Source organism: Legionella drozanskii LLAP-1, assembly GCF_001467585.1.
In the GTDB taxonomy this organism is placed as follows: domain Bacteria; phylum Pseudomonadota; class Gammaproteobacteria; order Legionellales; family Legionellaceae; genus Tatlockia; species Tatlockia drozanskii.
This window is the reverse complement of record NZ_LNXY01000027.1, coordinates 257,988-276,996: the sequence shown is the minus strand read 5'-3', so window position 1 is coordinate 276,996 and position 19,009 is coordinate 257,988. Positions and strand designations below refer to the sequence as shown.

Genomic DNA, 19,009 nt, shown 5'->3' with positions numbered 1-19,009 from the left:
ACAACCTATGAATTTAAAAAATGAATCATTCACGGATGAATAGCAATGTTATTTTTTATGATTTAGCATTTTTTCTGATGCTATAGAACATGAGGAATTGTGTTATGAACCGTAAGAAAGCCATTCATTCTTTAGTGTCGCAGTTTGAAGATTATATTAGTCATTTACCGGATAAAAAATTAGAGGAGCTAGAGTCTACTAAATTTGAAATAAGTTTCATACGCGTTGTAGGAAAAGAAGCAGGGGGTGCTAAGCGTCCAGAAATTAAGAAAACCTACGGCCCCCCTAGGCGTAGATTGTAATTAAGAGGATAAAGGCTAACACCTTTAATAGCCTTTTTCTACCGTTATAATTTTTGGAGATAGAGTTATTAATCGTAAACAAGTGATTAAAAATTTGGTGTCTCAGTTTGAAGAGAAAATTATGTACTTATTAGAGCATAAATAAAGGATTTGGAATCTGGAAAGCTGGAGATAAAATTAACACAATCAGTAGGTATAGAGGCCGGTGGTGCTGCTGGCATTAGGGGTAGAACCCAATACTCCAACAGCAATGAGACGTGAAACAAAAAGACCCTAGAATACAGCTTAAAAAAATCAGCTATGGCTGATTTTTTTTCTTCAAATTAAGACAAAAATATGATAATTAAAAAATCCAATTTCAGGAAAAATATTGCAGATGAACATAGATGAGCTACACTGTAATATGAGCTATATTTTTTTAGCTGACTAGTTAGGATGATTAATAATCAAAGTTGATTTTATGGTGCTTCAAATTTGGTAGGCTACAAGGAATATACCGCTTCTCTTAAGGAATTTTGTCTAGCAGATTTGGGCAAGTTAGCTCCGATTGTAAGATGGAATAGCGCTGGCGGTAAGCTGAAATCTATCGGAAAATTCATAATAATGTAGTCATTCAAGGATTCGACTGAATGCTTATTATGATTGCAATTTAGATTGCTAGATTAGAGAAGGGCAAAATTATGAATCGTAAACAATTTATTAAAAATTTGGTGTCTCAATTTGAAGAGCAAATTAGGAATTTACCGGATAATAAACTGGAAGAATTAGAGTCCGGCAAATTAGAGATAAGTTTAACACAAGCTGTCGGTCATGAAGCAGGAGGAGCGGCGTTGGGAGCTGCGTCTGCTAGGGGTAAAAATGTACCTAGTATATCTGCTGCTAGCCCACAAAAGGCAGTACAAGAAAGGCAGACTACACGTAGACTAACATAATAAAATAATATTTATTTTGTTTTCTTAAAATCAGCTGTTTCAGCTGATTTTTTTTGTACTACAATTAAGTTGAAGCTACCAATAAGGAAAATTCATGAATGAATTACTCAATTTGATTATCGTAATCATCGCATTTGGGGTGGTTTTATGGTTAATCAATGCATTTATTCCAATGCCAGGCGTAATAAAAAGTTTACTTAATTTATTGGTTCTGATTGTGTTAATCATTTATATTTTGCAATTTTTTGGTTTAGTTCATAATATTTTGCCGACCGTAAGGTTAATTCACTAGGTTTAAAGCTTCATTCTTTTATAAATTGCAAAAGGCAAATGGCGGATTAGACTCATTATAAAGCGCCAAAAAAAAGGATGATATATGAGCCTTTTCTGAGCGAAAGAAGCCCGCCAGCATGCTTTGGCGCAAGCTTTTGGAGGTGAGGCATAAAAAATTCCGGGCAAGCCAAAGGTTTGCACGGTATCAATAAAACCGAGTCTTGCTATCGTGATCTGAAAATCATTATCCTTAGATTGTTGTAAGCCTTCCAAATAAGTTTCAATAGCCGCTTTTGAGCCACCATAGAGGCTGTTTTTAGCACGTCCACGACAGGCTGCTACTGAACTTAAAAAAATGAGACGATATTGGGTCTGTGGTTTCGTTTGATAAGCATGGATAAATTGTACGGTACTTAGGATATTCACACGAACGAGTTCATTGATATTTTCTTGATTCAGTTCATGATTTTCTAAAATTGAGCTGTAAGCGATAAAGAGATCAACTTCTTGTTGATGAGGTTGTAAAATCTGCAGTACTTCGCTCAAATCACCCGCAAAGTCAGTGAAGATAAAATCACATTGCACATGATATCGTAGCTGAATATCAGCTGCTATAACCGCTAATTGCTCTCTATTACGAGCCACTAAAATTAAAGAATTGCCCGCCTGAGCTGCTAAATGAGCAAATTCCTCAGCAATGATCGACGTTGCCCCAAGAATAAGCCAAGTTCTTTTATTCATCGAGTGATACCCAATCGTTGACTTAAATCAGAGCGCATTCTGCTGTTGTATCGCTTAAGGATTTCGGAGAACTGCTCCTGTTGCGGATATTGTTTGGCAAATTGTTTAGCTGTGAGTAGTAAATCTTTCGCTAAATAAACTTTACCCTTTACTTCGCTAATCCATTCATTCATTGCCAAGATTGCCTGATGGGCTTGCTGATTATTTATGAAGTCCACTGCCAGAGTAAAACCAGGTTGGACAAACGACAAAAGACCTAGGCCGGGTTTGCTAAAATATTTCAATACGGCAAGCGTTGGCGTCGCTTGATGAGAACGAATGATCTCCAATAACGTCGTAAGTGCTGTTAATGCGAGCTCCTCAGGAACAAGCGCTTGAAATTGCAAAAGCCCTTTTTTGCCATATAAACGATTCCAATGGGCAACCGAATCAAGTGGATTATTAAATTGAGAAAGCGCTAGCGTGCGCTGAGTGGTGGTATGTCCTTGGAAATAAATACGATTAAACTGTTTCATCCCCCAGGAAGTAATAAGACGAATAGGTAATTTAGGAATCGTATGACGATAGCGCTGTGTGGACATAGTGATTGGTTCACAATGATTCGCGAGCGACAGTAAAGCGCGTGGCTTGTTCAGTAGATCTAGCCAGGCCACTTGATAATCGAAGTGACAACCTTTCTTTTTCATCTGTTCTAATAAGGGGGCAAAGTCATAGTATTTTTCATATTGGACTTGCACAAAATGCGTTGCTTTGCGCATTTGAATAGCCACTTGTTTAATTATACCTGTTAAGCCAAGTCCCGCTAGGGTTGCATAAAATAATTCAGCATGCGTTTTTCGGTCGCAGCGAAGGAATTGCTCACCTAATTGCAGATCAATCCATTGCACATGTTCGCCAAAACTGCCTGCATGATGATTATTTTTACCGTGCACATCGTTAGCAACGCCGCCAGCGACAGTCGCCCGCAAAGTGCCGGGAATAACAGGCGGTATATAATGAGGACTCACGAGAAAGAGATCCGCAAAACTAACACTTCCTTGGCAAACTAAAAGTCCTGTTTCCTCATTAAAATTTAAAAGATGATTTAGACGAGACGTGTCGACAATCAGACCTTGATGGTTCAGACAACAATCCCCGTAACTAGAGCCATTACCTCGCGCAAGCAATCCTTTCTCCGAGGAATGACTGAAAAGCGATGCGAGTTCTTCTTCATTATCTGGGCGAAAGCAATCAGAGTTAGTTTGTTTAGCATTGCTAAAATTGGAAAATTGCTTATTTTTACTGAGCATGTCACATTATCTAAAACGAATTAATTTAAGTTTGGCACGGGTAGAAGGATATGACAACTTATCTAACCTCATTGTGCCCCGCGAACGAAACATTAGCAAAATATCAACTTGAGTTGTTGTTATTTTTGGAGATTGGCACACATTTTGCTTTAGCTCGCTGGCTATGGTAAATCATGGCTTATACTCAAAATACAGGGAGTATAAATAAGCCTTAATATGTAATGACAGGATAGCTATCTATGGCTGAGAAAGATATTTTATCGCAGGAAGAAATTGATGCACTGCTTAATTCCGTGGAAGAAGAAGCAAAACCTGCGGAAGAAAGCACAAGCACCGATCCCCAAGAAGCTCAGGCAGATAAAACAATCGATTTTGTAGAGGACGGCCCTGATCAGGTTCGAGTTCTCAATTTTACAAGTCAGGAACGTATTGTTAGAGGGGAGTTGCCTGTTCTCGACAAAATCCATGACAGGGCAGCCCGTTTTTTTGCAAATGATATTTATCAATTAATGGCAAAGGATTTACAGATTAAACAAGAGCCATTGTCCATAGTAAAACATCGCGAATTTCTAGGTAGCATGCCAAACCCTACCTTAATGACAATACGTCGGTTTAAACCTTTACGAGGCAAGGCGCTTATCCTGTTTGATAGTACCTTTGTCTATGACCTAGTGGATTATTATTTTGGAGGTAGCTCACAATTTCTGGCTCAAACAAGCCGAACAGATTTTACTGCGACTGAATTGAGAGTGATGGAAATCGTCATTGGTAAATTAGTGCGTTGTATTGAGCAAGCATGGGCTCCCATTATCAAATTAGAAGCGATGAAGGTCGGGGAGGAGACTAACCCTCAGCTAGTTCACATTGGTGAACCCAATGAGTTATTGTTAGTGAGTCGTTTTAATGTGGATTTTGGAAAGGAATCCGGTGCTTTTTATTTCGTGATTCCCTACTCTATGGTAGAACCTATTAAGCAGCAGTTAGAACTTGGTGCTGCAAGACCGGATGATGAAATTGATCCAAACTGGATCATGTCTTTAAAGGAGGAGCTGATGGAGGTTGAGCTGGTTGTAAGTTCGGCAATGGCTCAAACCAACAGTTCATTGGGTAAGGTGATGGGTTGGCAAGTGGGGGATTTTATACCGTTAGAAATGAATGAAGTTGTGACGTTGGATATTGAAGGTACTCCAGGTTTTACCGCAACCATTGGTAGTGCCAACGATAAGAGAGCTGTAAAGATTATTAAAAAAATAAGTTACTAGGGAGTGGAGTGAATGGCTAATCAGACTGAGGCGGACACATCCGCAACAGCAACAGCAGCACAAAATGCTGCATCTCAGGACACAGATGTAGAAAAAATGGAATTAATTTTGGATATACCGGTAGCTATAACAGTAGAGATTGGTCGTACTAAAATGACGATACGCAATCTTTTACAGCTCAATCAAGGCGGTATTGTTGCTCTCGATCGTTTAGCTGGTGAACCTTTGGATGTATTAGTCAATGGCACATTGGTCGCTCATGGTGAAGTGGTGGTGGTCAATGATAAGTTTGGTGTGCGCCTGACGGATATAGTTAGTAAATCAGAACGCATCAAACGTTTAAGATGAAGCTAAATTTCGTGGGTATTATTGCGAGTAGCCTGTTGCCAGTTGTAGCGCGAGCAACGGCTTTACCTGCCAGTAGTAACACATCAGCATTAAGCAATGGCGAGCTCATGCGTGTACTGGGTGGCTTGCTCGTTGTTGTTGCTGCGATTGTTTTATTATCTTGGTTATTACGTCGTTTAAATGGCGCAAAATTCGCAAACACTAACGGTTTTAAAATTATTTCTTGTATGAGTTTAGGAGCAAGAGAAAAAATCATGCTGGTTAGAGTGGGGCAGCGTGTTCTTCTGCTTGGCGTGACTTCGGCAAGCATTAATACCTTGCATGACTTTGGAGAGGATTTACCTACTTCATTCTCGTTAGAGTCCAAAACCTCCTTTGCAGAGTTTCTAAAAACTGCTCTTGGGAAATCAGAATGAATAAAATTTTGCTCCTTGGCTGTCTTATCATTCTTTTTGTTTTACCTTGGGCGGCTGAGGCGGCGACTACCTCACTGCCTGCTGTCACTGTCTCGCCAGCATCTAATGGCGGGCAAACTTACAGCGTCAATTTGCAAATACTGATTTTTATGACGCTGCTGAGTGTTTTGCCAGGATTATTAATGGCTGTAACGGCATTTACGCGGATCATTATTGTGCTGTCAATTTTACGACAAGCCATTGGAATGGCACAAACGCCAACCAACCAAATACTGATAGGTATTGCTCTTTTTATGACTTTTTTTGTGATGGCGCCCGTTTTTAATCAAATCAATGAGCAGGCCTTGCAGCCTTATTTAGCTGATCAATTGCAATTTCCACAAGCTATGGCGAAAGCTGAAGAACCGTTGCGTCAATTTATGTTGAATCAGACGCGCAAGAATGATTTGTCTCTGTTTGAAAAATTTAACAATAAGTCTTATGGATCACTTGCAGAAGTTCCGATGACTGTTCTTATTCCTGCGTTTATCACCAGTGAATTGAAAACAGCATTCCAAATTGGATTCGTTTTATTTTTACCTTTTTTGATTATTGATTTAGTTGTTGCTAGCGTATTAATGGCTATGGGGATGATGATGCTATCGCCGCTCATTATTTCATTGCCTTTCAAGATCATGCTATTTGTGTTGGTGGATGGATGGACGCTGGTGTTGGGATCATTAGCTTCAAGTTTTGCGTTAAGTTGAAATTTTAAGAACGTTCCAAGTTAAGAAGAAACGGGCCTGGGGCCATGGTGAAGGATTACCAAGAAGGAGAAAGGGATGACACCGGAATCGGTTCTCTCACTGTTTAGTGAAAGTGTTTATATTATGATTATCCTATTAACGGTATTAATCATACCTGGCCTCATCGTCGGTTTACTAGTTTCCATGTTTCAAGCGGCAACTCAAATTAACGAAATGAGTTTAAGCTTTATTCCCAAACTTTTTGTGACTTTTTTAGTGATGGTATTTGCTGGTCCTTGGTTATTAAAAACAATGATCAACTATACCGATTCGTTGTTTTCTAACATTCCCTACTTGATAGGTTAGCCATGAATTTGAATTACCAAGCCATGATTAGCCAATTTAGCCAAGTTATCTGGCCCCTGCCGCGCATCAGTGGTTTATTTTTGACGATGCCTATTGTTTCTTCGATCCTCGTGCCAACCCGTATTCGCGTTGTTTTTGCCCTAACCCTGGCTTTTATTTCTGCCCCATTTATTAGCTCCGACCTTTCTTTTCTCCATTTTGAAGGTCGTTACGTGGCCATCGTAGCTCATGAGTTATTACTAGGGCTTTTAATGGGCTTTGTCTTGCAGTTAGTTTTTCAGGTTTTTTTGATGGGTGGTCAAGTCATCGCGATGCAGGCCGGACTTGGTTTCGCAACGATGGTTGAGCCCTCAACGCAGGTATCTATACCCTTGGTAAGCCAATTTTACCTGATGATGGTTAGCCTCATGTTTCTTGTACTCAATGGCCATCTGGCCGTTTTTGATGCCTTATTAAGTAGTTTCCGTGAAGTACCAGTAGGAAAAATGAGCCTCGGTTTAACCGCTATTGGATCCGTCTTGGCATTTTCAGGATGGATGTTTAAAGAATCAGTATTAGTGGCCTTGCCAGCCATATTATCTTTACTTATTGTAAACCTAGGTTTTGGGATAATGACAAGAGTAGCGCCCCAATTAAATATATTTTCCATAGGATTTTCTATTACCTTGTTGATGGGCATGGTGATTATTCGCGTTAGTTTGCCAGGAGTCGCTGCGCAAATGACGGATAGTTTAGAGCAAGGGATGCGAATTATTATAGGGATGCTGCGTTAATGTCTGAAGAACAAGCACAAGAAAAGACCGAACAGCCCTCGCTTAAACGGCTTAAAGAGGCCAGAGAAAAAGGGCAGGTTGCTCGCTCGAAAGATTTAAATGCCACTTTGATTTTATTGTTCTCAGGCGTTGCTCTATTTGTTTTTGGCCGTCATCTTTCCACCCAGTTTATGCTAATGATGCGCCAAGCATTTGACTTCGATAGCAGAATTTTGACTTTACCTACCCTCGGTTTACAGCAGTTTTACAGCTTATTAAAACTGGGTTTTGGTGCTGTAATTCCTCTATTACTCATGATCTTAATCCTCTCTATTGCTGCCTCTTTGCTCATGGGCGGTTGGATTTTTAGTGCGGAATCGATGCAACCCCAATTTTCTCGTTTGAGCTTATTAAAAGGCCTAAAGCGAATGATTTCGCTAAAAGGTTTGGTTGAAATGGTCAAAGCACTAGTCAAATTTTTACTTGTCGCAACAGTGGCTATTTTGGTGTTGAAAGGGCAAATTCCAGCCTTACTTGCTGTGGCCAGTTTTCCCTTAACAAATGCTTTAGGTACTGGACTGGAATTAGTGACTCAGTCCTTTTTAATGATCAGTGCAAGCCTTATTTTGATTGCTGCAGTGGATGTACCATTTCAATTGTATGAGCACAAAAAGCAATTAAAAATGACGAAGCAGGAGCTCAAGGATGAATTCAAAGAGACGGAAGGTAAGCCGGAAGTGAAGAGCCAAATTCGTCGCACACAGCAAGAAATCGCCCGTAGAAGAATGATGTCAGAAGTCCCTAAAGCAAATGTGGTGCTCACTAACCCGACTCATTATGCGGTTGCAATCATTTATCAACAACAAGGAAATCGTGCGCCTGTGGTAGTGGCAAAGGGTAGGGATTTAATTGCTTTACAAATTAGTCGCATAGCACAGACTCACAAAATCCCCATTTTATCGGTGCCTCCTTTAACGCGTGCTCTTTATTATTCAACTGATTTAAATGCGGAAATCCCGCGCGGATTATACGTCGCAGTTGCGCAGGTACTGGCTTATATTTTCCAGCTAAGAGACAAAGCGAATTACGATATAAAACCAGAATTTTTGCAGAACTTGCCGATCCCTGACGAGTTAAAGCGAGATGTTGAGGAGAATGTCTGATGAATGTCAATGCGATTTTCCATACCTTGCGTCAATGGATGCATCAAGGTTTAGGTACGCCATTAGTCCTTATCATTATGCTCAGTATGATGATGTTGCCTTTGCCAGCCTTTTTCCTCGATATTTTCTTTACCTTTAATATTGCCTTCTCGCTCGTAGTCTTACTTGCAGTTATTTACAGCGATAGACCGCTTGATTTTGCAGTATTTCCAACAGTCATTTTGATTGCAACACTACTACGTTTAGCTTTGAACGTTGCTTCCACGCGGATCGTTTTATTGAACGGTCATGCAGGAACGGATGCAGCAGGGCAGGTTATTAAATCCTTTGGTGAGGTGGTAATTGGCGGTAATTATACTGTCGGATTGGTGGTGTTTATTATTTTGGTGGTGATCAACTTTGTGGTGGTCACCAAAGGTGCTGGGCGAGTTTCTGAGGTGAGTGCAAGGTTCACCCTCGATTCTTTACCAGGTAAGCAAATGGCCATCGATGCTGACCTCAATGCCGGTTTAATTAATCAAGATCAGGCCATTTTACGACGTTCAGAAGTGGCCCAGGAAGCTGATTTTTATGGCTCTATGGATGGTGCGAGTAAGTTTGTACGCGGGGATGCCATTGCTGGTATTTTGATTTTATTAATCAATATTGTTGGCGGCTTGATCATCGGTGTGCTGCAGCACAACATGGGTTTGGCTGAGGCCCTGCATAATTATATTTTACTGACGATTGGTGATGGCCTAGTTGCGCAAGTCCCCTCACTGGTTTTATCGACTGCTGCAGCCATTATGGTAACTCGTGTTTCTAGCTCGCAGAATATGAGTAATGCGGTGGTGAAGCAAGTGTTTGGTAACCCGCGCTCACTGATTATTACAGCAACGATCATTGGGATTATTGGTTTAATTCCAGGGATGCCTCATATCGCTTTTTTAATTTTAGCCCTAGGTTTAGGGGGAATGGCTTATCTGCTGATAAAACAAAATCGACAAAAATCGACGACAGAAAAACAAGCGGAAACCAGTCAGAGCGCATTAGCAGAACCTCTTGCTTCGGAATTATCTTGGGATGATGTTAATCCGGTCGATGTCATCGGTCTGGAAGTTGGCTATCGCTTGATCCCGCTTGTTGATAGTTCGCAAGGTGGGGTTTTATTGTCGCGAATTAAGGGAGTGCGGAAGAAAATATCTCAAGAACTCGGTTTTCTTATTCCCACTGTACATATCCGTGACAATCTCGATCTCAAGCCGAATTATTACCGCATCAGCTTAGCCGGGGTGGTTATGGGGGAAGCTCTTATTTTTAATGACAAATGGCTCGCTATTAATCCTGGACAGGTTTTTGGGGTTTTGGATGGCCAAGAAACGAAGGATCCTGCTTTTAATTTAGATGCGGTTTGGATTAATGACAGTCAAAAAGAAAGGGCTCATACTTTTGGTTATACTGTTGTTGACGCATCAACTGTCGTCGCAACTCATTTGAGTCAAATTCTCGAGCAAAATAGCCACCAGTTACTTGGCTATGAAGAGACGCAGCAATTATTAGATAAATTAGCCAGCACTTCACCCAAACTGGTGAAAGAACTCGTGCCTGATGCCTTATCGATCGGCGCAGTCAATAAAGTATTACAAGGTTTACTGATCGAACATATTCCTCTAACTGACACGCGAACGATCGTCGAAACTTTGGCGGAATGCGCGTCAAAATCTAAAGACACTGATTTTCTAATTAGCAACGTCCGTGTGGCTTTGTCACGTTTGATAACACAAAAAATAAGCGGCTTGAACGAAGAATTACCGATTATCACCTTAAAACCAGAGTTGGAACAGTTATTGCAAAATACAATTCAGAACAACACCGGTCATGGGGTCAGCTTTGAACCAGGGATGGCCGATAAAATACAGCATTCTTTGACGCAACTTGCAGCACAACAGCAGGCAAAACAAGAGTTGGCAGTACTAGTCGTGCAGCCTGGGATACGTTCTGTTTTGGCACGCTTTGTGCGTAATATTTCCAGTAACCTGCATGTTTTATCTTATCAGGAAATACCTGATAACAAACAGATACGGATAATTGGTACAGTAGGATAAAGACGGAGACTTTATGAAATTAAAACGTTTCGTTGCCCCAGATACACGCAGCGCCATGCAACAAATTAAAGCGACCTTTGGTCCTGATGCGGTTATTTTATCGAGCAGCCGTGTAGAAGGAGGGGTTGAGATTGTAGCTGCTGTTGATTTTGATGAAACAGTTCTGGCAACATCGACTGCTATCGCAACTGCTGAGCCCAGTCCTCAACCAGCAACAAAACCCAATACGCTCTCTCCATTAGACGATATGCGTCAAGAAATCTTAACCTTACGTGGAATGCTAGAGGCACAATTGCGTGGCCATGCAGGTCATGGTGAGCCCCTGCATACCGTACTAATGCAAAAATTATTGTATTTGGGAGTAAGTCAAGTAACGGCTTCATCCTTAGTGACTAGAATAAATCCCAGCCTTAATCAACAACGTGCTTGGCAGCAAGTGCTCACGCTTTTTTCCGAAGCCTTAGCAATTCGCGACTCACGCCGGATAGAAGAGGGAGGTATTTATGCGTTTGTAGGCCCAACTGGCGTGGGTAAGACGACAACGCTTGCAAAAATTGCAGCTCGTTTTGCGCTACGATTTGGTGCAGAAAAATTAGGATTAGTCACCATGGATACCTATCGCATTGCTGCGCAAGAACAGCTGATGCTTTACGGCAAAATTCTCGGTGTTCAGGTCTGTGTCGCTCAAGACGAGGTAGCACTCACCCGTGTAATCCGACAACTTAACGATAAGAAATTAATTCTTATTGATACTGCAGGAATGAATCCCGCTGATGAACGAGTAGAAACGCAGATGGATATTCTCAGTTCTCGCTTACACTCTATATCTGTCGTTTTGGTTTTACAGGCAACTAATCATTATCAGGTTCTTATCGAAGCAATTAGACGATTTCAAGTAAAACACATCGAGCAATGTATTATCACCAAATTGGATGAATCACTGGCTTTGGGGGGCATTTTAAGTGCGATTGCCGAAACAGGCATTGAAGTCAGTTATCTAACCCATGGCCAACGAGTTCCTGAAGACATTAAGCTAGCAACGCGTCACCAATTGATCGAACAATTAAGCAATCAAGAACTTAGCTTAGGCCAATTGAATGGAAACGTGCAGAAAGCATCGCGCGACGTTGCAGGGAGGTACTATGTCGAAGAGTAATCAAGATAAATTAGATCAAGCCGCTGGGTTGCGTAATTTTTCCCGCTCAAAACCGGTGAAAGTCATTGCTGTCACTGCGGGTAAAGGCGGCGTTGGTAAATCTAATGTTTCGGTCAATTTAGCGGTCGCTTTAGCGCAAAAAGAGAAAAATGTGTTATTGCTTGATGCCGATTTAGGGTTGGCCAATATCGATATCATGCTAGGTTTACATACCAAATATAATCTCTCCCATGTAGTTCAAGGGCTTTGTCATCTAAGTGATATTATGCTTCCAGGCCCCGCCGGGGTGAGGGTTATTCCTGCCGCATCGGGAACCGAATACATGACTCAATTAAGCCCAGCAGAGCATGCTGGCATTATCGATGCTTTTAATGAATTGACCGATGACGTGGATTACATGATTATCGACACAGCGGCTGGTATTTCTGATACCGTACTCAGTTTTGCGCGCTCATCCCAAGAGTTAATTGTCATTGTTTGTGACGAACCAACCTCCTTAACTGATGCTTATGCACTCATTAAAGTGATGTCGAAGCGCTATGAATGGAGCCATTTTCACGTGCTCGCCAATATGATAAGAAACGCGCGGGAGGGGAAAGAGCTTTTTAATAAATTATATCGAGTGGCCGAGCAATTTTTAGATGTACGTCTGGACTATTTAGGTGCAATTCCATTCGATGAACGAATACACGAAGCCGTAAAAAAACAAAAACCCGTACTCATTTCTTATCCGGAGTCCAATGCTGCAAAATCTTTTTTACAATTAGCTGATACTGTGGAGGATTGGCCATACAAGCACTCTTTGGGCGGTAATACCAGCTTTTTTCTAGAGCGTTTGGTGGCGGGAGAGTATTGAAAAAAAATGTTTGTCTTGGAATTTGCTAAACTTAAACAAGCTGCATTGATTTTCTGTAATCTTTACTCAACGGGATAAAGTAACACCTGATGAATGCAAATTGGCAAGGAAAAGCGAATTTCCAAGGCAAGCGAAATTAAGGAGAAGGTCGTGGATGCTTTGGCTGCCTACGGCAAAGTGAATCAACAAACTCAGGAAACGCTGGTTAAAACCCATGCGCTATTGGTCAAACGTATTGCCCACCATTTATTAGGGCGATTACCGCACTCGATACAACTCGACGATCTGGTGCAGGCAGGTATGTTAGGGCTGCTTGAAGCGGTAAGACATTATGATTCAACTAAAGGTGCGTCTTTTGAAACCTATGCGGGTATTCGTATCCGTGGTCATATGTTGGATGAAGTGCGGCGTAATGATTGGGTTCCGCGCTCCGTTTACCGTAATGCGCGAATGATCTCCGAGGCGGTGAAAGCAGTCGAAAATCGCTTAGGGCGTGATGCGAAAGATCATGAGGTTGCAAGCGAACTCAATCTTAGTTTGGATGAATATTATGAGATATTAAAAGATTCCGCCGGAAGTCAGCTTTACGGTTTTGATGATCTCGGAGTAACAGATGATATTTTAAAAATAGATGGCGAAGAGCTCAGTGAGCCTCATCTCAATGCCTTGCACGATGATATGGTGAGTCATCTTGCGCAAATTATTGAGAGTTTACCTAAAAATGAGCGTTTGGTGCTGTCTTTGTATTACGAGCAAGATTTAAATTTAAAAGAAATTGGCGAAGTTTTAGGGGTGAGTGAGTCACGTGTTTCCCAAATTCACAGCCAGGCAACACTTCGTATCAAATCTCGATTACCAGAGTGAGGGGCAAAAAATTATGGATGGTTTAACCCTACTTGGTTTAATAACTGCTTTTTTAGCAATTATTATTGGGCAAATGTTTGAAGGTGGCTCGATTCATTCTTTGATGAATCTATCTGCCTTATTAATTGTTCTGGGAGGTACTTTGGGGGCAGTGATGATTCAAACCCCCTTAAATACTTTTTTGCGGGCCTTCAGAATTTTGCCCTGGATTTTTCGCCCACCTAAACTACCTTATGACAAAAGTCGTGAACAATTAATTGAGTTATCGCGAAAATCAAGGCAGTTTGGTTTACTTTCTTTGGAAGAGCATTTAGAGAGAGAGAAAAATCCATTGATGCGTCAAGGACTAGAATTATTGGTTGTCGGGGTCGATAAACAGAATATAAGGCAAGTGCTTGAAACCGAAATCGACCGCTGTGAGGAACTCGATATGCGCGCAGCGCACGTATTTGAAAGTATGGGCGGCTATAGTCCTACCATTGGTATTTTGGGAGCAGTGTTAGGTTTAATTCAGGTTATGCGTAATCTTGCTGAGCCCAGTGAGCTAGGGGCAGGTATTGCTGTGGCCTTCGTCGCGACCATTTATGGAGTTGGCCTTGCGAATTTAGTTTTTTTGCCTGTCGCTAATAAAATAAAAACTTGTATTGCTAATAAACTGCATCACGATGAAATGGTAGTTGAGGGTTTAGTTTCCATGGCAAGCGGGGAAAGTCCTAATATGCTAAACTTAAAACTAAATAATTATGGACAACATCATCAGCATGAGAGGACGAAAAAATAAAGTTGTACCTCATGAAGATACCCATCGCTGGATGGTATCATACGCAGACTTCATCACACTCCTATTTGCTTTTTTCGTGGTGATGTATGCGATTTCTTCGGTTAATGTTTCAAAATATAAATCCTTAGCGGAAGGGATGAATTCAGCGTTTACTTCAAAGTCGAAGGGTCAGTCGGTGTCAACTCTTGCGCAAACCAAAAAAGATATGAAACCGGCCGTTGACAGTCCTATTAAAGACAAAGATCAATTTAATCAACTGATTAAAGCCTTGTCCGCTTTACAAGACTCTGATTATCACATGAATCCACAAGATGGCTGGGTCGAATTGGATATTAAAGCAAACGCATTATTTGATAGCGGCAGCGCGGATTTAAGACCTGTAGCAGTCCTTAAACTAATGAAATTAGCGTCAATTATTAAAACACTTCCTTACTCCATTGCCATCGAAGGTTATACGGATAATATGCCCATCGAGACTGAGCAATATCCTTCAAACTGGGAATTATCCTCGGCGAGAGCGGCTGCTGTTGCGCGTACCCTGTCTTCCTTTGGCGTCAATAAGAAACAACTGTCCGTGACAGGTTATGGCGAACAATACCCTGTGGCCGATAATGGATCAGAAGAAGGCCGTGCTCAAAATAGACGGGTTAATGTTATTATTGCTAAAGATAAAACGGTACCTCGTTTATTAGATCCTTCGATCAGTACTGTGAAAAGACCCAGCACTACTGATCTACCGACACAACTACCACCCAAACCAGAAGCTGCTACTCAACCTAACAACAACAATAATAAGGAAATGCAATGAGTATTATATTAAGCATAGGAGGATTGCTATTAGCTCTTTTATCCCTGAAAGCCCTTATCACTTATCATAGAATGTTTATGAAGATGGCTCGGCAAGTGAAGGAGCTTAACACCGAATTAGAGCAGCTCCAGGTGAATCATAATTTATTAGTCAATGCCGACCTTGGTTTTGGTAAGCAGATTACCGAAATTAATCGTCAACTAATTAGCATGGATAATCAACTACAGGCATTGGAAAATAAACGAGACAACGATGGGGGTTATCAACATGCTCTACGTATACTTGAAATGGGTGGCAATAAAGATGAAATCATCGACAGTTGTCATTTATCCAATGCCGAGGCTGAATTACTAATGAACTTACAGGCTTATCGGTCGGTGATTAAAAAACACAGGAAGACAGTGATTGATTAATGATTGGCGGACAAAGAAAGTCCATGATTCTGGTGAATCCGAACTCCATATTTTACTGATTAGCAGCCATCTGGAATTTATTTAAAGCCATAGATCAGTTATCTCCACAGCAAGTTGACGCCTTTCTAAACGCCTGCGCAAGAAGCTCAACTCATAAAATGATTTCCTTCGCGGGAGAGGGCTTGAGAGAGGGAATAGAAGGTTGATTCGGGGAGCAAGTCGAAATAGAGTCTCTTTCCTTAGGTATATTTTTATATATACACACACAGCAAATGGTTTGCATTTTACCAATCAATTGGTTTTAAGAGATTTGTTTACAATGAATTCAGGATGATCTAAGATCTTCTCAATTTTGACGTTATCAGTGATAAAAACCCTCATTTGAAGGGTAGAAAATTTCCCTCTTTTAAGCTAAATCCTCAATCCTGTTCCCTGCATTTTGGCAAGTTAGGACAAACTCCATACTGAATTATCGAGGCGACAAACAATGCAAACTAGAATTGGTCCAAATGGGCGCATCTTAGTGAAGGTTTCTACTAATGAGATCAACGAGGGGTCTTTTGAGATACCCGATGATATAACCGCAATTGATAATAGCGCATTTAGGGAACTCCGGGATCTGCAAGAAATCACTATCCCTGATAATGTGCTCACGATTGGTGAAGAAGCATTTCAGGGCTGCAAAAACCTGAAAAAGGTCAGGCTTTCTAATAATTTAACTTCCATAGGGTCCTCGGCATTTGTCAGTTGCGGTATAGAGCAAATAGATATTCCTGACAGCGTGACTATGATCGATGCTTTCGCTTTCTCTGACTGTAGAAAGTTGAAAAGCATTCAGTTGCCTGAGAGGCTGAGCTTTCTTGGTAATTATGCATTTGATAGATGCGAAAATCTGACAGAGGTCACTTTTTCTGAGGGATTGCTCTCGATGGGTTGGTCAGTATTTGGATACTGTACAAGGCTCGAAAAGATCCATCTTCCAATGGGATTGACCTCGATTCCTCATTTTGCATTTTTGGGGTGCGTTGCTCTTAAAGAAATAGATATTCCTCAGGGTGTGAGCTCGATAGATTCTCAAGCATTTAAAGGTTGTATTAATCTTAAACAAATTTCTATTCCTGAAAGTATTGTAACAATTGCTGCAGATGCATTTCTTAACTCAGGAGTAGAAACAATATTTATTGACAGTTCGAACGAGGAAGAAAGAGTTAGAATTACTAACTTATTACCAAATGACTTAAAGGATAAGGTGGTAATGTTTTCAAAATCTGAACTGCTTGAACTATTGAACGAAGAACTTCGCAGAATCATTAATGCACCCGAAGCAAATCCACTTTACTCTCTTATGCCTCGGTTGGTCCAAAATGACTTCCCTGAATTACCAAACGAATTACTTGTAAAAATCAACCCCTTTCTAAATCGAAACACTGATTGTTATCAAAAAGCCTTAGCTGCAATAAAGAAAGTTCCTTTACCAAGAATTCGTGCTGGAGAAAAAGGCAAACGAGACTATGAAGACAAAATAAAGAAGATAGTTAATGACTGCATTATGAATGGTGAGCCGAGCGAATCCGATTCTTATTCTTTCTTTTTAAAAGCACTCACTGCAACGGCAGCTGTGGGAGGTTTGGCCTTAGGTCTAGCCGCTTTGCTAACAGTTCTTGTGGCTGGCGCAATACCGCTTGCGGCAACTTTGACAGTGGCTGGTGCAGCTTGTCTAGGCGTTGCTGCTGGAACCTTTTTTTATCATTCCGGTATTGCAAAGGAAGAATCGATAAAGGTCCCCTGTCTGAATTCTCTGTAGCAAGGCGCGGTTCACAAATGTATTTAAATATCGAGACGGTACAATGATAATTTTAAATGATCCCAATGGGCGCATCTTAGAGAAGGTTGATAATCATGAAATCAACGAGGATGGTTCTTTTGATATAGCCGATGATATAACCGCAATTGCTGAAAATGCATTTTATGATTTGCCAGCAGGGCAGATCTCAATCGGTAGTTCGGCATTTAGTGGAGTCGGAAATCTTTGATTTAAATATAGACACAAAGAAAATAGTTTTTTACTTTTCAATTAACTTGTTTTTAAGATATTTGTTTACAATGAAGTCAGTATGATCTAAGATCTTCTCAATTTTGACGTTATCAGTGATAAAAACCCTCATTTGAAGGGTAGAAAATTTCCCTCTTTTAGGCTAAATCCTCAATCCTGTTCCTGCATTTCGGCAAGTTAGGACAAACTCCCAGTACTGAATTATCGAGGCGACACACAATGCAAACTAGAATTGGTCCAAATGGGCGCATCTTAGTGAAGGTTTCTACTAATGAGATTTACGAGGGGTTTTTTGAGATACCCGATGATATAACCGCGATTGATGAGGGAGCATTTAAAAATTGCCTGAACCTGCAAGAAATCACTATTCCTGATAATGTGCTCACGATTGGCGAAGAAGCATTTGAGGGCTGCAAAAACCTGGAAAAGGTCAGGCTTTCTAATAATTTAGTTTCCATAGGGCACTCGGCATTTGCTGACTGTTGTAGTATAGAGCAAATGGATATTCCTGACAGCGTGACTGCGATCGATCCTTTCGCTTTTGCGGGCTGTAGAAAGTTAAAAAGCATTAAGCTGCCTGTGAGGCTGAGCTCACTATTCTCTAATGCATTTGATGGATGCGAAAATCTGACAGAAGTAACTCTTCCTGAGGGATTGCTCACGATGGGTTGGCAAGTATTTGGATACTGTACAAGGCTCGAAAAGATCCACCTTCCCATGGGATTGACCTTGATTCCTAGTTTTACATTTACGAGTTGCGTTGCTCTTAAAGAAATAGATATTCCTAAAGGTGTGAGATCGATAGGTTCTCGAGCATTTAGTGGTTGCATTAATCTTAAACAAATTTCTATTCCTGAAGGTATCGAGACAATTGCTGCAGATGCATTTCTTAACTCAGGAGTAGAAACGATATTTATTGACAGTTCGAACGAGGAAGAAAGAGTTAGAATTGCTAACTTATTACCAACTGACTTAAAGGATAAGGTAGTAATGTTTTCAAAATCTGAACTGCTTGAACTACTGGACAAAGAACTCCGCAGAATCATTAACGCACCAGAAGCAAATCCACTGTACTCTCTTATGCCTCGGTTGGTCCAAAATGACTTCCCTGAATTACCCAACGAAATACTTGTAAAAATCAACCCCTTTCTAAATAGAAACACTGATTGTTATAAAAAAGCCCTGGCTGCAATAAAAGATGTTCCCTTACCAAGAATTCGTGCTGGAGAAAAAGGCAAACGAGACTATGAAGACAAAATAAAGAAGATAGTTAATGACTGCATTATTAACGGTGAGCCGAGCGAATCCGCCGAATCCGATTCTTATTCTTTCTTTTTAAAAGCACTCACTGCAACGGCAGCCGTGGGAGGTTTGGCCCTAGGTCTAGCCGCTTTGGTAACAATGCTTGTGGCTGGCGCAATACCT

General features: G+C 40.9%; 22 protein-coding genes. 20 read left to right on the top strand and 2 right to left on the bottom strand.

Annotation, left to right across the window (positions count from 1 at the left end; translation table 11 throughout):
• Positions 1-104 precede the first annotated feature (104 nt).
• The 3 genes from Ldro_RS10500 (at position 105) to Ldro_RS10490 (ending at position 1,526) form a co-directional block, all read left to right on the top strand.
• A complete protein-coding gene (locus tag Ldro_RS10500) occupies positions 105-302 on the top strand; it encodes a hypothetical protein (protein WP_058496372.1) in 198 nt (65 codons plus the stop codon).
• Between the two features lie 680 nt (positions 303-982).
• Positions 983-1,234: a hypothetical protein gene (locus Ldro_RS10495; protein ID WP_058496371.1), complete on the top strand. Its 252-nt coding sequence runs from the start codon at positions 983-985 to the stop codon at positions 1,232-1,234.
• Between the two features lie 94 nt (positions 1,235-1,328).
• The gene (locus tag Ldro_RS10490) at positions 1,329-1,526 is read left to right on the top strand and encodes a Thivi_2564 family membrane protein (RefSeq protein ID WP_058496370.1); all 198 of its coding nucleotides are present in this window, start codon (positions 1,329-1,331) and stop codon (positions 1,524-1,526) included.
• Between the two features lie 2 nt (positions 1,527-1,528).
• On the opposite strand, the gene Ldro_RS10485 is transcribed toward Ldro_RS10490, so the two are convergent.
• Complete coding sequence (locus tag Ldro_RS10485; protein ID WP_058496369.1) at positions 1,529-2,248, bottom strand: SDR family NAD(P)-dependent oxidoreductase; 720 nt, start codon at positions 2,246-2,248, stop codon at positions 1,529-1,531.
• Positions 2,245-3,537 (bottom strand): FAD-binding oxidoreductase, encoded by a 1,293-nt coding sequence (locus tag Ldro_RS10480; RefSeq protein WP_058496368.1) that lies wholly within the window; start codon positions 3,535-3,537, stop codon positions 2,245-2,247. Before Ldro_RS10480 ends, Ldro_RS10485 begins: the two co-directional genes overlap by 4 nt.
• Positions 3,538-3,776: 239 nt before the next feature.
• On the opposite strand from Ldro_RS10480, the gene fliM reads away from it, so the two are divergent.
• The 17 genes from fliM to Ldro_RS10395 form a co-directional block, all read left to right on the top strand.
• Positions 3,777-4,799, top strand: coding sequence for a flagellar motor switch protein FliM (gene fliM / locus Ldro_RS10475; protein WP_058496367.1), 1,023 nt, complete (start codon positions 3,777-3,779; stop codon positions 4,797-4,799).
• Between the two features lie 12 nt (positions 4,800-4,811).
• Positions 4,812-5,147 (top strand): flagellar motor switch protein FliN, encoded by a 336-nt coding sequence (gene fliN / locus Ldro_RS10470; RefSeq protein WP_083497952.1) that lies wholly within the window; start codon positions 4,812-4,814, stop codon positions 5,145-5,147.
• Positions 5,144-5,563 carry a flagellar biosynthetic protein FliO gene (fliO, locus tag Ldro_RS10465; RefSeq protein WP_058496366.1) on the top strand — a complete coding sequence of 140 codons (420 nt, stop codon included), beginning with the start codon at positions 5,144-5,146 and terminating at the stop codon, positions 5,561-5,563. Before fliN ends, fliO begins: the two co-directional genes overlap by 4 nt.
• Entirely contained in the window at positions 5,560-6,309 is a 750-nt protein-coding gene (gene fliP / locus Ldro_RS10460; RefSeq protein ID WP_058496365.1) for a flagellar type III secretion system pore protein FliP, read from the top strand. Before fliO ends, fliP begins: the two co-directional genes overlap by 4 nt.
• Before the next feature lie 75 nt (positions 6,310-6,384).
• Complete coding sequence (gene fliQ / locus Ldro_RS10455) at positions 6,385-6,654, top strand: flagellar biosynthesis protein FliQ (RefSeq protein ID WP_058496364.1); 270 nt, start codon at positions 6,385-6,387, stop codon at positions 6,652-6,654.
• 2 nt (positions 6,655-6,656) lie between these two features.
• Positions 6,657-7,427 carry a flagellar biosynthetic protein FliR gene (fliR, locus tag Ldro_RS10450; RefSeq protein WP_058496363.1) on the top strand — a complete coding sequence of 257 codons (771 nt, stop codon included), beginning with the start codon at positions 6,657-6,659 and terminating at the stop codon, positions 7,425-7,427.
• A complete protein-coding gene (gene flhB, locus Ldro_RS10445; RefSeq protein ID WP_058496362.1) occupies positions 7,427-8,569 on the top strand; it encodes a flagellar biosynthesis protein FlhB in 1,143 nt (380 codons plus the stop codon). The genes fliR and flhB overlap by 1 nt, the downstream gene beginning before the upstream one ends.
• Positions 8,569-10,653, top strand: a complete 2,085-nt coding sequence (flhA, locus tag Ldro_RS10440; RefSeq protein ID WP_058496361.1) for a flagellar biosynthesis protein FlhA — start codon at positions 8,569-8,571, stop codon at positions 10,651-10,653. Before flhB ends, flhA begins: the two co-directional genes overlap by 1 nt.
• A 13-nt stretch (positions 10,654-10,666) precedes the next feature.
• Positions 10,667-11,809, top strand: a complete 1,143-nt coding sequence (flhF, locus tag Ldro_RS10435) for a flagellar biosynthesis GTPase FlhF (protein WP_058496360.1) — start codon at positions 10,667-10,669, stop codon at positions 11,807-11,809.
• On the top strand, positions 11,796-12,665 hold the full coding sequence (locus Ldro_RS10430; protein ID WP_058496359.1) for a MinD/ParA family protein: 870 nt from the start codon (positions 11,796-11,798) through the stop codon (positions 12,663-12,665). Before flhF ends, Ldro_RS10430 begins: the two co-directional genes overlap by 14 nt.
• A 150-nt stretch (positions 12,666-12,815) precedes the next feature.
• Positions 12,816-13,529 carry an RNA polymerase sigma factor FliA gene (locus Ldro_RS10425; protein ID WP_058496755.1) on the top strand — a complete coding sequence of 238 codons (714 nt, stop codon included), beginning with the start codon at positions 12,816-12,818 and terminating at the stop codon, positions 13,527-13,529.
• A 13-nt stretch (positions 13,530-13,542) separates the two neighbouring features.
• Positions 13,543-14,310 (top strand): flagellar motor protein, encoded by a 768-nt coding sequence (locus Ldro_RS10420; RefSeq protein WP_058496358.1) that lies wholly within the window; start codon positions 13,543-13,545, stop codon positions 14,308-14,310.
• Complete coding sequence (locus tag Ldro_RS10415; protein ID WP_065235927.1) at positions 14,291-15,118, top strand: OmpA family protein; 828 nt, start codon at positions 14,291-14,293, stop codon at positions 15,116-15,118. The genes Ldro_RS10420 and Ldro_RS10415 overlap by 20 nt, the downstream gene beginning before the upstream one ends.
• A complete protein-coding gene (locus Ldro_RS10410) occupies positions 15,115-15,531 on the top strand; it encodes a DUF2802 domain-containing protein (protein ID WP_058496357.1) in 417 nt (138 codons plus the stop codon). Before Ldro_RS10415 ends, Ldro_RS10410 begins: the two co-directional genes overlap by 4 nt.
• Before the next feature lie 487 nt (positions 15,532-16,018).
• On the top strand, positions 16,019-17,335 hold the full coding sequence (locus tag Ldro_RS10405; protein ID WP_058496356.1) for a leucine-rich repeat domain-containing protein: 1,317 nt from the start codon (positions 16,019-16,021) through the stop codon (positions 17,333-17,335).
• A gap of 43 nt (positions 17,336-17,378) precedes the next feature.
• The gene (locus Ldro_RS10400) at positions 17,379-17,564 is read left to right on the top strand and encodes a hypothetical protein (protein WP_058496355.1); all 186 of its coding nucleotides are present in this window, start codon (positions 17,379-17,381) and stop codon (positions 17,562-17,564) included.
• Positions 17,565-17,803: 239 nt separating this feature from the next.
• Positions 17,804-19,009, top strand: a 1,206-nt coding sequence (locus Ldro_RS10395) for a leucine-rich repeat domain-containing protein (protein ID WP_157066488.1), incomplete at its 3' end; no start/stop codon positions are given.